This is a genomic window from Niallia laureatilytica, from assembly GCF_046613985.1.
GTDB lineage: Bacteria > Bacillota > Bacilli > Bacillales > Cytobacillaceae > Niallia.
This window is the reverse complement of record NZ_JBKKHP010000002.1, coordinates 571,332-584,552: the sequence shown is the minus strand read 5'-3', so window position 1 is coordinate 584,552 and position 13,221 is coordinate 571,332. Positions and strand designations below refer to the sequence as shown.

The window sequence follows — 13,221 nt, the reverse complement described above, 5'->3', positions numbered from 1 at the left end:
GCTAAAATGTATAAATCCCAGGCTGTTCGTCTACAATAATGGAATCAATAATATATCTACGTTTTTCTTAGTATAATTATCGGCAATTAGTAAGAAATGTTTATAATAACCTTTTAAAAAGGAATCATTCCATTATAGAAGACGCTTTTAGATTAGGATTCCTTTTCTATTGGAAAAATAGTATAATAGCTTGTATTCATTCTCTACTAGAAAGGAGTTTATAGATAATGCACAAGCATCCATCAAAAATGCCGCAACTGCATCCAACGATCGAAAACCTCTCTCAATCCATTTCAGTAGTAAATCGCCATGCTAAAACAGCAACAGATCCGAAATTTCTTTATAAGCTGAAACAGGCAAGTCTGCAAAAACTGCTGAGTGAAGGGAAAGCAAAAAAGGTAGGGCTTCACTTTTCCAGCAATCCAAGAAACAGCCAGCAACAATCTGATATCCTGGTTCAATGCGGGGAATATACCTTTCACTTGCCGCCAACAAAAAAAGATTTTGAAGAATTGCCTCATCTTGGTTCTTTAAACCAAAACGTCAGGAATCCAAAATCTACCCTCTCTCTTAACCAGGCAAAAAAGCTGTTGATTGCATATACTGGTTTAAAAGAAGACAACCAAGATCAAAACAAGCCGCCAAGCAAACGATATGTTAAGCCTGTTTTCAAAAGACTTGGGGAAAGCTATTAGTTAAATGCATATAGCAAAAAGACTGCAAGAATTCATCATTCATGCAGTCTTTCTTTTTTAGATAATATACTCATCAACTAACAGAATTAATTCCGCTATTTCTGGTTTGCTTACTTGTGCATTCGCTCCGACACGTTTCCCTTTATGTCTTAAATCTTCCGTAATTAAGGAAGAGAAAATGATAACTGGAAGATGGCTCAGCTTAGCTTCCTCTTTAATCTTTCTTGTTAAATGATGTCCATCCATTTGCGGCATTTCAATATCTGTAATCACCAATTGGACAACATCTTCTATCTTTTTGCCAGAATCAATGACTCCTTGCAAATGTTCCAATGCTTCTCGGCCATTTTCAAAGAAATGCACCTTCTCATAGCCTGCCTCTGCTAGCGTATCCTCAAGCAGTTTTCTTAGCAATGGTGAATCTTCGACTACAATAAGCTGTTTATTGCTTCTTTCACGTGTTCCTAATCTTTTCACTTGCTGAACATTAATACCTGAATCTGGATTAATATCAACAACAATGCGTTCGAAGTCAAGAAGCAAAATCATTTCGCCATTCAGCTTAATTACACCAATGATTTGACTTTCTGCACCTTGGTACATTTCAGAAGGCTTTTCAATGTCTTCCCAAGAGATACGATGTATCTGGGAGACATTATGTACGTGAAAGATAATTTTTGTTTTGTTGAACTCAGAAACAATAAATTTATCTTTGTCCGGCTCCTCTGAAGGCGGCAAACCTAAAGCATTTGCAAGGTTTACGACTGGCAGCACTTCTCCTCTCAATTCCATAATGCCCTCAACATTAGGATGGGCATGGGGAATTGACGTAATAGGTACAGGGTTAATAATTTCTTTTACCTTAATAACATTTATCCCGAATTTATTTTTGCCTACACCAAATTCTACAATCTCTAATTCATTTGTACCTGTCTCTAGTAAGATTCCTTTATCGTTGTTCATTATTTTCGTCCTTCCTACTAAACATAATCTACTTACTCGTTATATCGTTGCAATTATTGTAAACTTAAACATTTATTTTATAATTGGCAAAAGTTTGTTCAGATGAAAGCTTTGCCTTGATTCTTTTTTTATATCGGCCGCTTTTAAAATCTATGAAGAGTGCTAAAAAAATAATTGCACAGATGTGTCTCATAAACCCAACAGGAGATGAGACAAAACAAAAGATGCCTATCTAAATACGAATAAATTGTTCGGTTCATTAGCTCTCGTCCAATCGCTTTTTTCGGGGGGAGGAAGCTAAAGTGTCCTCTTTTACCCGCAGAAGTCTAGTATCCTCCGCTCCATTCTGCTAAGACTTTTCATTATTATATTCATACAAAAAACCAAACTATTAATCGTTAATAGTTTGGTTTTGATTAGAGATTGACGTCCTTATGTTTCAGCCTATTTGTTCGTTATTTATCTGTTTGTACCTTTCCGTGCACGATCAAACCTATTATAGTTAGGATGATTAGTGACCCTAATGCCATCCTGCTCGCAGTATCTCCTAAATCAGCAAAAATTAAGGTGATGCTTCCATATAGAAGCGGACCAACAATAGAGGAAACTTTACCTGAGAAGGCAAATAAACCAAAAAACTGGCCCCTTTTTTCCTCGGGGGTAATTTCAACGATATACGTTCTAGAAGTAACCCACATGCTGCCAAGAGCAATACCAAACATGCTTCCAGCAATCCAGAACATCAGCTCATTCCAAGCAGCTGTTGCGATAATTAAGGCAGCAACTAATAGATACCCCACAATTCTGATTGATTGATAAGCACCGATTCTTTTTGCAATGTAACCAAAAATAAAAGAGCCTATTATGCTTGATAGTGTCGAGACTAAATATAAAACAATAAACTTGCCCGTAGAAAACCCAACTATGGCTTGTGCATAAACAGCCATCATCGCAATTGTCGTAGCCACTGCATCATTTAAGAAGAAATAAGCAATCATAAAAGTAAAGATATTACGGTAGCTCTTTGCTTGCTTAAATGTTTCATAGATTTCCTTATAGCCAGACAGAAAGGATTGTTTTTCTGCAGTCTGTTTTGGAGTATCTTTAATAATAAAGAAAAGCGGTAGAGACAATAATAAAAACAGCAAGCCTGTCGGGATAAATGATTGATGAAAGTTATCATCTCCAACAAATATGTATACAAGCAAGCCAATCAATGTCCCCATATATCCAACTGCCACACCAAATCCAGAAATAAGCGGCAGCTGTTCTTTTGTGCCAAGATCTGAAATCATCGCATCATAAAATACAAGACTAGAATGGTAAGTAAACTTTGCAAAAACGAATAATAATATAACGATAAATAATGACATAGGTATGCCTATGATAGAGTCTTGGAATGTGATTCCTCCGAAAACTCCCATCAGAACAGTTGAAATAACTGTTATGATCGTAAAAATGATAATATATTTCTTTTTCCTCCCTGTTCTATCCATAAGCACGCCAAACAAAGGGGAGAATAAAACTAACAAAAAGCTAGCTAGTGCGTTAGAATACGATATTAACGTGCTGGCTATTTGGTCTTGAACCTCATTTGAGCCAATTACCTCTTTTAAATATAAAGGGAAAAATATCGTGTTAATATTGGAAGAAAATATCGTGTTTGCTGCATCATATAGAGCCCAAGCGAGTATTGGTAATGAAAAATACAGTGCGGGCCCTCGTAAATCTTTCGTTTGGATTTTTCGTTGTTCCATTCTATAAATTGACCTCCTTCAAACAAACAGAACTTGTTTTATCATTATATGAAAGGAAATGAAGATTACCCCCATTATCCATACATTTATGGTAATAACCTCCTCCTTTTCCATCTTATCTGCTGAAATTAAAGGAAACAACCCTTTTTATGTAAATAAACTGTAATCGTAAAACTTTAAGTGTTCTGCCATACGCTTTAAAAAAGCACAACTTTGTGAATTTCGAGCTAAAATCTAATCGAAAATATCCTTTGCGAATAGGATATTGTATAGGGCATCAGTAACTTAAGATGGAGCGTATAAGGGGGGAAGTAAACCGATGAATAGTACAGCCATTTTCTTTAACCTTGATTCATCTATCATCATTGTTGAAAATATACAAATTGCAGACACTTCTGTCACAGAGGAAATAAATTTCATTCTTACACCCGCGGATGGAGACATCGTTTTTCTCAAAAATGATATAGATTGGGACTACGGTTATTAATCTTTGCAATAAACTTTAGCGCTTTTTTCAAAGTGCTTCTTTTTTTATGGTCAGGCTAATGTTTTCAAGATAACACGGATTTGTTATGATACTAATAATAAGCAGAAAATAAAAAATAAGGTGGAAAACATGGAATATTTGATAAACAAAAAAGTAAAGGATATTGAAATATCCGGAATTCGTAAATTCTCCAACATGGTTGCAGGCAAAAAAGACATGCTTTCCCTTACAATCGGCCAGCCTGATTTTCCTACACCAGATCATATTAAAGAAGCTGCCAAAAAAGCAATTGATGAGGATTTTACGACATATACTCATAATGCAGGAGATCTTTCACTCAGAGAGGCAGCAAGTAACTTTGTCAACCAAAAATACGGCTTAAACTATAATCCCCAATCAGAGGTTATTGTAACTGCAGGCGCAAGTGAAGCAATCGATATAGCCTTCCGGACCATATTAGACGAAGGTGTCGAAGTGATACTTCCAGGACCTGTTTATCCTGGATATGAGCCGATAGTTCGCCTTTGCGGGGCAGATCCAGTTTATGTGGATATTAAAGACAATGGGTTTCGCTTTACTGCAGAGCTTATTGCACCATACATAACAAATAAGACTAGATGCATCGTTTTGCCGTATCCAAGCAATCCGACAGGTGTCAGCCTTAACAAGCAGGAACTTTTGGCTATAGCTGAACTGCTTAAAGACAAAGATATATTCGTACTGGCAGATGAAATCTACAGCGAACTACTCTTTGATGCTGATCATATATCCATTGGCAGTTTTTTAAGAGAAAAAACGATTGTGATTAATGGTCTATCTAAATCTCACAGCATGACAGGCTGGAGAATTGGTTTTCTGTTTGCTCCTGAAAGCATTTGCCAGCAAATATTGAAAGTTCATCAATACAACGTGACATGCGCGTCATCTGTTTCCCAGCGAGCAGCATTACAGGCATTAACTGTCGGCATTAATGACAGTTTAGCAATGAAAGAGGAGTATAAAAAAAGACGGGACTATCTTTACTCCCGCCTGGCAGATATGGGCTTAGAAGTGATAAACCCTGACGGCGCCTTTTACTTTTTCATTAAGATACCTGTAGCAGGCACAAGCTCCTTTGACTTTTGCTTGGATTTAGTGGAAAAGGCCAATTTAGCAGTTGTTCCAGGCAGCGCTTTTTCAGCTTTAGGAGAAGGCTATTTCCGCATTTCCTTCGCTTATTCTTTTGATACATTAAAAGAGGCATGTGACAGACTTGCAGCATATTTAGCCTCCCATTAAACAAAAAAAGGAACTCTCCTGTGCTTAAGGAGAGTTCCTTTTTTTATTGCTGCCAGTATTTATATAATGCCTGTGTGCCCAACTCGTCTTGACCTAAAGCAGACAGTCTGCTGTACAAGCTTTCAGCCAGCGTCAAGCCTGGTGTTTCCATGCCCATTTTTTCTGCTTCTTCCATGGCAATTTTCATATCTTTAATAAAATGCTTAATATAAAAACCTGGGTCAAAGTCTCCTTTAATCATTCTCGGAGCCAAGTTAGTCAACGAAAAGCTGCCCGCTGCTCCTGTCGAAATGCTTTTCAAAACATTTTCCGGGTTTAAGCCTGCTTTTTCAGCATAAACAATCGCTTCACAAACTCCTATCATATTCGAAGCAATGGCAATCTGATTGCACATCTTCGTATGCTGTCCAGAGCCTGCCGGACCTTGGTAAACGATATTTGTTCCCAAGATTTCGAAAATTGGCAGCATATCATGGAAGGCTTCCTTGTCTCCTCCGACCATTATCGACAGCTTAGCCTCCCTAGCGCCAATATCGCCGCCAGAAACAGGTGCATCTAATGCATGCATCTGTTTGCTCTTAGCTTCTTCAAAAAGCTTTTTAGCCAAGCTTGGAGTTGATGTTGTCATATCAATCACATATGTATTTTCTTTGCCGTTTGTTATGATTCCATTCTCCCCTAAATACACTTCTTCCACATCTTTAGGGTAGCCAACGATCGTAATGATAACATTAGCTTTTTCCGCTGCTTCTTTCGGACTTGCAGCCCAAGCTGCGCCTTCCTGCAGCAAATCTGCTGCTTTTTCCTTCGTGCGGTTATACACCACAACAGAATACCCTTTTTTCATGAGATTGCGCGCCATGCTTTTTCCCATTACACCGATGCCGATAAATCCAATTACCGTATTTTCTTTAGAAAGCATTCCATTCTCCCTCCCAATTTCTTCGTTTGCTCCTCAATCATACCATACAGGCTTAAAATAATTCATTAACAGGACATGAGAAAAAGAAGCAAAAAAAGGACTGACTAGGCTACTAGTCAGTCAATAAGGGGAAAATGAGAATAGCTTAGCAAACTTAAAAAACTTTAAGTGCCTGTGCTTAGTTTATTTTTACCCGCTGTGAACAATTCTAAACATGAATCCTCACTTTTTTTATTAAAAAAATTATTTATTTTTTCTGCCTGATTAAGAAAGTTTTGCTGCAGCTTTAACTGCTTCCATAACTTCTTCTGTTGTGGACATTTGCAATGCTTTTTCAGCAAGCTCTTCCATTTCTTTTTTAGACAGGTTAAGAATTTGTGATCTTGCTTTAAGGATAGATGTCGCACTCATAGAGAATTCATCCAATCCTAAACCTAACAATAACGGAATTGCTGTTTCGTCTCCAGCCATCTCTCCGCACATTCCAGCCCATTTGCCTTCTTTATGCGCAGCATCAATAACCATCTTAACAAGACGTAGAATGGATGGGTTGTAAGGCTGATACAGGTAAGAAACTCTTTCGTTCATGCGGTCAGCAGCCATTGTGTATTGGATCAAGTCATTTGTTCCGATACTGAAGAAATCAACTTCTTTCGCAAATTGGTCTGCCAATACAGCTGTTGAAGGAATCTCAACCATAATTCCAAGCTCGATTTTATCAGCAACTGTTACACCTTCAGCAGTCAAGTTTGCTTTTTCTTCTTCAAGCAATGCTTTAGCAGCACGGAATTCGTTTAATGTTGCAATCATTGGGAACATGATTTTCAAGTTTCCATATGAGCTTGCACGAAGCAATGCTCTTAATTGCGTACGGAAGATTCCAGTTTCTTCTAGACATAGACGAATTGCACGGAATCCTAGGAATGGATTCATTTCTTTAGGAAGTTCAAGGTATGGAAGCTCTTTGTCTCCACCAATGTCCAATGTACGAACAACAACCGGCTTACCTTTCATTCCTTCAAGAACAGCTTTGTAAGATTCGAACTGCTCATCTTCTGTTGGAAGCTGATCTCTGCCCATGTAAAGGAATTCTGTTCTGTATAGACCTACTGCTTCTCCACCGTTAGAAGTAACACCTTCTAAATCGTTTGGAGTACCGATGTTTGCAGCCAATTCTACATGCACACCATCAGCGCTGACAGTTTGCTCGTTAACAAGCTTAGCCCACTCAGCTTTTTGCTCTTCATATTCTGCAGCAACTTTTTTGTAGCTTTCTACTACTTCTGGAGTTGGATTGATATGGATTTCACCTTTCAATCCGTCAACGATTACTAAATCACCGTTTGAGATTTCTTCTGTCGCTTTTTTCGTTCCAACTACTGCAGGAATTTCCAAAGAACGAGCCATGATAGCAGAGTGAGAAGTTCTTCCGCCGATATCTGTTGTGAAGCCTTTAACAAATTGACGGTTCAACTGAGCTGTATCAGATGGAGTTAAGTCCTCCGCTACCACTACAACCTCTTCTGAAATCATGCTTGGGTTAGCCAAGTGTACACCTAGCAAGTGAGAAAGAACCCTTTTAGTAACGTCACGGATATCAGCAGCACGCTCTTGCATGTACTCATTATCCATTGATTCAAACATGTTGATAAACATATCTGTTGTTTCTTTCAAAGCAACTTCTGCATTTACAGATTCTGTGTTGATTTTGTCTTCAATTGGAGCGATTAATTCTGGATCGCTTAATACTAAAAGATGCGCTTCAAAGATCGCTGCTTTATCAGCACCTAATTCTTTGTTCGCTTTTTCACGAATAGCATCCAACTCTTGCTTAGAAGTAGAAAGAGCAGCTTGGAAACGGTTAATTTCAGCAGCAGCATCTTCTACTGTTTTCTTTTCAAAAGATAAATCCGGTTCTACTAAACGATATGCTTTAGCAATGGCAATTCCACTAGAGGCAGCAATTCCTTGTAAAAAACTCATTATTCAGCAAGTCCTTCCTTTTTCAATGTTTCTTCTAAACCGTTAATAGCTTCTGTTTCGTCACTGCCTTCTGCAATGATTTTAATGTCAGCGCCTTGGCCGATTCCAAGAGACATAACACCCATGATAGATTTAAGGTTAACCTTTTTTTCTTTGAACTCCAAGTTAATTTCAGAGTCAAACTTGCTTGCAGCTTGTACTAAAAGAGTTGCTGGACGGGCATGAATCCCTGTATCTGCGATAACTTTAAATTGTTTTTCTACCATTAAAAATCAAACTCCTTCATTCAAATAATAAATAAGATGCATTAAGCCTTTTCAACTTAAACAACCCTATATAATAGTCAAGAAAATTGTTTATCCATAACTAATATATAATTTAATAGCTACTATTGTAAACTGAAAGTATAAAAGATGTAAATTTTAAACTTGTCCGAATAGCCATCAAGCGTACAAGACTTGCTGGATTGTTGTGTTTACTGTAAAATCAACATTTTTATATATATTATTTGACCATTATAGTTTTTTCCAAAAGCATAAGAAAAAATGTAAATTAATGATAATTATCAGGCATTTAAGTTATTTTTAAAAAAGACATCTCAAAAGTAGGATAGCATTTCTTTTCCGATGAGACAATGAAAAATATCGCACAAACTTAAAAAAGCTTTGTACGCACATACCTCATACCAATTACCTACAACTAGTCTTTTCCTAACAACTAGCTTCTCGGTTCTTCAAGGTATTGATAAATAACATCGCCGCCTCTTTGAGCAATTCCCCGGTAATGCTTAAAATCCTCCCTCTTAACGAGTTCGAGACGGAAAGCGAGAAAATCGGCTTTGCTTACTTTATATTCCTTAAGTTCTCCAGATTTTAATTGCTCTAACACATGTATAACTTCTTCCTGCAACATATAATCCAATTACCTGCCTTTTCATTATTACCTATCATTTCTTTAAACAATGCACATATAAATATTATTATCACACATGATTGCTGGAAACAAATTTGTTCATCCTTGCATACAATGTCTATAAGATATGAATGTGCATATAATTACCAATTACTGAAAACTATGTTATAATAACTTCATTCATACGAATAAACTTTTGTCCAAGCTGTTGAACGTGTGCATAAGCCTAATATCCTACTTCTAAGATGCAAAAGTTAGCCTAGATTAACTGCATCGATTAATGGGTTACCCCAAAAGGTAAGCGGTTTAATTTTAAACTGCACGAAATGGATATAAACAAATGCCTTCTTTGTTCATCATATATCCATATTTCTTTACGGGAAAGTTTTTTTAGTGCAAACTAAAAATACAGAATTATATAAATTTGGCGTATAAGGAGAGAGTACAAATGAAGAGAGCTGAGGTTGGCAATATCATTGAATTTAGAGGCCTGCAAGGAATTGTAGAAAAAGTAAATGAGAATTCGGTAATAGTAGATTTGACATATATGGATAATTATCGCGACCTTGAGCTGGAACAACGTACGGTCGTTAATCATAAAAATTATAAAATAATTAAATAACAAGAAGCCGGCTATGCCGGCTTCTTGTTATTTACTCTAAGTATAAATAGCTTCTACTCTTCAGCAAGCTCTTTTTTTGTTTTGACCTTTCCGTGCGGCTTCTGTTTCTGCTTACGGACAGTCCACTCTCTTTCTTCTTCTCGTTTTGCCTTAGACATAGTGCACCTCCTTTCTTGCTATTGTTAGCATGAGCGGAGTTTTTAAAATTATCCAGCGTCAACCTATTTGCCAGTAATTCTTGCTGGAAGAAATGTTGTTGACCAAATCAAAAAAAACTGATAACATCACAAATATAATTTTATATACGAATAGCGTGCGTTGAATGTCATGGATTACACTATGGCAGGAGCAGCTTCTGGAGAGACCTTTTTCAAGGCACCGAAGGATTCACAATCTCAGGTAAAAGGACAGGAGAGTAACTGATCTATACTTTTATAGTGTATTCGTTATTCTTTGGACTAGAGATTGGAGGAATTCCAATCTCTTTTTTGTTTTAGGAAGGAACGTTTTCTCTCTTTTAACGTGTACAAATTGTAATTGTCTTTTTTATAAGAACCACTACCTTAAGCTTACATAATTTTAGGGGGTAGCAGCAGAATATGCAGTAACAACTAAAACTTTGTAAGGCGTTCTTAACAAAAGACCATCATTATAATGAGGTGATATCATGCAGCAACGACGTGCCGTTGTAAGTGTAGTAGGTAAAGATCAAGTAGGAATTATCAGCAAGGTGACTACTATCATATCAGAAAACAATGTCAACATTTTGGATATTAGCCAAACGATTTTACAGGACTTTTTTACGATGATGATGATAGTCGATATTACTCAAAAAGAAAATCTCGATGAGTTGCGCCAGCAGCTGGATGAATTGGGCAATCAGCTTGGTTTAAAAATTAATATCCAATTAGAAGACATATTCCAATCCATGCACCGTGTCTAAGAAAGAAGGGAAAAAAAGTGAAAATTGCATTAAATGAAATGATGGAAACCATCAATATGGTCCAAATGGAGAATTTGGACATCCGTACAGTTACAATGGGGATAAGCCTGTATGATTGTGCTGACTCTGATTTCAATAAAATGAACAGCGCTGTTTATAAAAAAATCACTACTTATGCAAGCAAGCTTACAGAGGTTGCCCAAGCAGCGGAAAAAGAATATGGAATCCCTATCATCAACAAACGGATTTCTATTACTCCAATTGCTGAAATTCTTGGAAATGCAACAGTAGAACAAGCAATTGAGCTGGCAAAAACTTTGGATAAAGCAGCAAAAGACTTGAATGTTGACTTTATCGGCGGCTACTCTGCATTGGTTCATAAAGGCATCACAAAAGGTGATCAAACATTGCTTGATGCACTGCCTGAAGCGCTTGCTGTAACAGAAAGAGTATGCTCATCTATCTCTGTTGCTACTACAAGGACTGGAATCAATATGGATGCTGTGAAACAAATGGGAATTATCATTAAAAACGCAGCGGAACGGACGAAAGACCAAAACGGATTAGCATGTGCAAAACTAGTTGTCTTTTGTAATCCTGTTGAGGACAATCCATTTATGGCTGGTGCTTTCCATGGAGCTGGTGAAGGAGAAGTTGTTCTTAATGTTGGCGTCAGCGGACCTGGTGTTGTGCTTAATGCATTGCGAAAATATCCTGATGCAGATTTAGGAGAGGTTTCTGACATTATTAAAAAGACAACTTTCAAGATTACCCGTGCTGGTGAGCTGATTGGTCGAGTGGTAGCAGAACGCCTAGGGGTTCCATTTGGAATTATGGACCTGTCTTTAGCACCGACGAATGCTATTAATGACAGTGTTGCTGATATATTGGAAGAAATCGGTCTTGAACGTGTCGGTACACACGGAACGATTGCAGCACTTGCACTTATGAACGATGCTGTGAAAAAAGGTGGCGCAATGGCAAGCTCCTATGTTGGCGGCTTGAGCGGAGCGTTCATTCCTGTCAGCGAAGACAATGGTATGATTCGCGGAATTCTTGATGACAGCTTAACATTGTCAAAACTAGAAGCTATGACATGTGTCTGCTCTGTTGGACTTGATATGATTGCACTTACAGGAGACGTTTCACCTGCCACCCTTTCGGCAATTATCGCTGATGAGGCAGCAATCGGAATGATTAACAAAAAAACAACTGCTGTTCGTGTAATCCCTGTACCTGGTAAAAAAGAAGGCGAAATGGTTGAATTCGGTGGCTTGCTTGGCAGAGCTCCAGTTATGGGTGTTAATCCGTACAGCTCTCAAAAGCTTGTTGACCGCGGCGGCCGCATCCCTTCCCCACTGCAAGCGCTTATTAACTAACAAGTAAAAATGTCTGGCTCTTTGGAGTCAGACATTTTTTTGTGGAATCGGCTTTGCCCATAACAGCAGTAAAAAAACAAGGCTTATATACCCAAAAAGCGGATATAGATAAGACAGCAGTGTTCCATAGTGAATGAAGCTGATCAAATAAGATACTGCAAAGATTAAGGCAATAATGAGGATGCCCGGGATTTTTATATACTGGTTCAATTGCCTTTCCAACCCGTAAACATTGCCTATGACAGAAGTGAAGATTTCCCCATATATGACAAGAATATATATCCAAGAAAGATTTGGAGCCAGATTTCTCATAATAGACGCCATCGGAATCGCGTAGCTGTCGATATTCTCGAGCATAATTAACGTAAAATGACTCGAAAGAAGGATAAACATTAAAGCAATACCACCGATTATCCCACCCCATTTTACTGTTTCATCATCCCCTATTTCTGAAGCTGCCGGAACAAGTACAGCAATCGCCAAAGAAAGATTTAATGCTGTATAAGAAAATGGAGATGTCAGCCCTTTCCAATCCACCATTGTGTAATCATCAATACGATCCATAAAGCCAGGCAGCTGAATCGACAAAGAAAACAAAATGAAGCTGAAAGTTATCATTATAGGTACTACAAATGTATTAACCGCAAATAATCCCTTCATACCAACAAGCATAACAATTAATGAAAGAATTATGGTAAAGATAACTCCAAAAGATTTGCTTAACCCAAGCTGCTCTTCAAAGACAGCTCCTGCCCCTGACAGCATGACAGCACATACTCCAATAAGCATGATAAGCATTAAGACATTGACTAGACTTCCTGCTATTCTGCCGAACAGAAATATTGTAAATTCCTGATATGATCTCGCTTTTATTTTTACCGATATTCTCATTAGTTTTGAGCCTAAATAAGAGAATATTAGACCAGAGGCAAGTATCCCAAACAAACCGATCATGCCAAACTGAGAGAAAAATTCTACTATTTCTTTACCTGTTGCAAAACCAGCTCCCACAACAGTACCTACATATACAGCTGCAAGCTGAAAGGCTCCACTCCATTTGTTTTTCACATATTTCCCTCCTTATCTAATCTATATGACAAAATGGACAAACAATGACGAGCATTTTCTTTGTAATCTGCTTTTATTTCCGCTAAAGTGTCTGTAATCTTTCCTTTTTCTTAGGTGGATTTTTAAAAGGACCATTAAATTTCCAATAATTTCATCAGGCAAAATAGTTGAAAGTCAAAAAAGGTCAAAGTATAATCATAATTACAAAAGGT

At 37.6% G+C, this 13,221-nt stretch carries 14 protein-coding genes and 1 riboswitch; of the genes, 6 read left to right on the top strand and 8 right to left on the bottom strand.

Annotation, left to right across the window (positions count from 1 at the left end; genetic code table 11):
• Positions 1 to 227: 227 nt before the first annotated feature.
• Positions 228 to 695, top strand: a complete 468-nt coding sequence (locus ACLIJJ_RS07970) for a YkyB family protein (protein ID WP_233314621.1) — start codon at positions 228 to 230, stop codon at positions 693 to 695.
• Between the two features lie 57 nt (positions 696 to 752).
• Here the strand turns inward: ACLIJJ_RS07970 and ACLIJJ_RS07965 are convergent, their stop codons facing one another.
• Complete coding sequence (locus ACLIJJ_RS07965; protein WP_411410748.1) at positions 753 to 1,658, bottom strand: chemotaxis protein; 906 nt, start codon at positions 1,656 to 1,658, stop codon at positions 753 to 755.
• A gap of 455 nt (positions 1,659 to 2,113) precedes the next feature.
• Positions 2,114 to 3,415, bottom strand: a complete 1,302-nt coding sequence (locus ACLIJJ_RS07960; protein ID WP_233314624.1) for an MFS transporter — start codon at positions 3,413 to 3,415, stop codon at positions 2,114 to 2,116.
• A 319-nt stretch (positions 3,416 to 3,734) separates the two neighbouring features.
• On the opposite strand from ACLIJJ_RS07960, the gene ACLIJJ_RS07955 reads away from it, so the two are divergent.
• Both ACLIJJ_RS07955 and ACLIJJ_RS07950 read left to right on the top strand, forming a co-directional pair.
• Positions 3,735 to 3,902 carry a hypothetical protein gene (locus ACLIJJ_RS07955; protein WP_237941148.1) on the top strand — a complete coding sequence of 56 codons (168 nt, stop codon included), beginning with the start codon at positions 3,735 to 3,737 and terminating at the stop codon, positions 3,900 to 3,902.
• A 129-nt stretch (positions 3,903 to 4,031) separates the two neighbouring features.
• Positions 4,032 to 5,180, top strand: a complete 1,149-nt coding sequence (locus ACLIJJ_RS07950) for an aminotransferase A (RefSeq protein ID WP_233314627.1) — start codon at positions 4,032 to 4,034, stop codon at positions 5,178 to 5,180.
• A gap of 43 nt (positions 5,181 to 5,223) precedes the next feature.
• Here the strand turns inward: ACLIJJ_RS07950 and ACLIJJ_RS07945 are convergent, their stop codons facing one another.
• The 4 genes from ACLIJJ_RS07945 to ACLIJJ_RS07930 all read right to left on the bottom strand — a co-directional run bounded on the left by ACLIJJ_RS07945 (position 5,224) and on the right by ACLIJJ_RS07930 (position 8,997).
• Positions 5,224 to 6,102 carry an NAD(P)-dependent oxidoreductase gene (locus ACLIJJ_RS07945; RefSeq protein WP_411410747.1) on the bottom strand — a complete coding sequence of 293 codons (879 nt, stop codon included), beginning with the start codon at positions 6,100 to 6,102 and terminating at the stop codon, positions 5,224 to 5,226.
• Positions 6,103 to 6,366: 264 nt separating this feature from the next.
• The gene (gene ptsP, locus ACLIJJ_RS07940; protein WP_233314630.1) at positions 6,367 to 8,085 is read right to left on the bottom strand and encodes a phosphoenolpyruvate--protein phosphotransferase; all 1,719 of its coding nucleotides are present in this window, start codon (positions 8,083 to 8,085) and stop codon (positions 6,367 to 6,369) included.
• Positions 8,085 to 8,351 carry a phosphocarrier protein HPr gene (locus ACLIJJ_RS07935; protein ID WP_127735011.1) on the bottom strand — a complete coding sequence of 89 codons (267 nt, stop codon included), beginning with the start codon at positions 8,349 to 8,351 and terminating at the stop codon, positions 8,085 to 8,087. The genes ptsP and ACLIJJ_RS07935 overlap by 1 nt, the downstream gene beginning before the upstream one ends.
• A gap of 451 nt (positions 8,352 to 8,802) precedes the next feature.
• Positions 8,803 to 8,997 (bottom strand): hypothetical protein, encoded by a 195-nt coding sequence (locus tag ACLIJJ_RS07930; RefSeq protein ID WP_233314792.1) that lies wholly within the window; start codon positions 8,995 to 8,997, stop codon positions 8,803 to 8,805.
• A gap of 448 nt (positions 8,998 to 9,445) precedes the next feature.
• On the opposite strand from ACLIJJ_RS07930, the gene ACLIJJ_RS07925 reads away from it, so the two are divergent.
• A complete protein-coding gene (locus tag ACLIJJ_RS07925; RefSeq protein WP_233314631.1) occupies positions 9,446 to 9,619 on the top strand; it encodes a YkvS family protein in 174 nt (57 codons plus the stop codon).
• A gap of 53 nt (positions 9,620 to 9,672) precedes the next feature.
• Here ACLIJJ_RS07925 and ACLIJJ_RS07920 read toward each other — a convergent pair whose 3' ends face one another.
• A complete protein-coding gene (locus tag ACLIJJ_RS07920; protein WP_233314632.1) occupies positions 9,673 to 9,777 on the bottom strand; it encodes a DUF6254 family protein in 105 nt (34 codons plus the stop codon).
• A 187-nt stretch (positions 9,778 to 9,964) separates the two neighbouring features.
• Positions 9,965 to 10,040, top strand: a riboswitch (glycine riboswitch).
• Between the two features lie 246 nt (positions 10,041 to 10,286).
• Between ACLIJJ_RS07920 and ACLIJJ_RS07915 the strand changes: the two genes are divergently transcribed.
• Positions 10,287 to 10,562 (top strand): ACT domain-containing protein, encoded by a 276-nt coding sequence (locus tag ACLIJJ_RS07915; RefSeq protein WP_233314633.1) that lies wholly within the window; start codon positions 10,287 to 10,289, stop codon positions 10,560 to 10,562.
• A 17-nt stretch (positions 10,563 to 10,579) separates the two neighbouring features.
• Positions 10,580 to 11,941, top strand: a complete 1,362-nt coding sequence (locus tag ACLIJJ_RS07910) for a PFL family protein (protein WP_237941145.1) — start codon at positions 10,580 to 10,582, stop codon at positions 11,939 to 11,941.
• Positions 11,942 to 11,968: 27 nt separating this feature from the next.
• Here ACLIJJ_RS07910 and ACLIJJ_RS07905 read toward each other — a convergent pair whose 3' ends face one another.
• Positions 11,969 to 13,009 carry a YkvI family membrane protein gene (locus ACLIJJ_RS07905; protein ID WP_233314636.1) on the bottom strand — a complete coding sequence of 347 codons (1,041 nt, stop codon included), beginning with the start codon at positions 13,007 to 13,009 and terminating at the stop codon, positions 11,969 to 11,971.
• Positions 13,010 to 13,221: the final 212 nt, after the last annotated feature.

Bases quoted from the DNA above. Each gene is read 5' to 3' on its own strand.
- ACLIJJ_RS07970 (WP_233314621.1), top strand. From the start codon at position 228: ATGCACAAGCATCCATCAAAAATGCCGCAACTGCATCCAACGATCGAA.
- ACLIJJ_RS07965 (WP_411410748.1), bottom strand. From the start codon at position 1,658: ATGAACAACGATAAAGGAATCTTACTAGAGACAGGTACAAATGAATTA.
- ACLIJJ_RS07960 (WP_233314624.1), bottom strand. From the start codon at position 3,415: ATGGAACAACGAAAAATCCAAACGAAAGATTTACGAGGGCCCGCACTG.
- ACLIJJ_RS07955 (WP_237941148.1), top strand. From the start codon at position 3,735: ATGAATAGTACAGCCATTTTCTTTAACCTTGATTCATCTATCATCATT.
- ACLIJJ_RS07950 (WP_233314627.1), top strand. From the start codon at position 4,032: ATGGAATATTTGATAAACAAAAAAGTAAAGGATATTGAAATATCCGGA.
- ACLIJJ_RS07945 (WP_411410747.1), bottom strand. From the start codon at position 6,102: ATGCTTTCTAAAGAAAATACGGTAATTGGATTTATCGGCATCGGTGTA.
- ptsP (WP_233314630.1), bottom strand. From the start codon at position 8,085: ATGAGTTTTTTACAAGGAATTGCTGCCTCTAGTGGAATTGCCATTGCT.
- ACLIJJ_RS07935 (WP_127735011.1), bottom strand. From the start codon at position 8,351: ATGGTAGAAAAACAATTTAAAGTTATCGCAGATACAGGGATTCATGCC.
- ACLIJJ_RS07930 (WP_233314792.1), bottom strand. From the start codon at position 8,997: ATGTTGCAGGAAGAAGTTATACATGTGTTAGAGCAATTAAAATCTGGA.
- ACLIJJ_RS07925 (WP_233314631.1), top strand. From the start codon at position 9,446: ATGAAGAGAGCTGAGGTTGGCAATATCATTGAATTTAGAGGCCTGCAA.
- ACLIJJ_RS07920 (WP_233314632.1), bottom strand. From the start codon at position 9,777: ATGTCTAAGGCAAAACGAGAAGAAGAAAGAGAGTGGACTGTCCGTAAG.
- ACLIJJ_RS07915 (WP_233314633.1), top strand. From the start codon at position 10,287: ATGCAGCAACGACGTGCCGTTGTAAGTGTAGTAGGTAAAGATCAAGTA.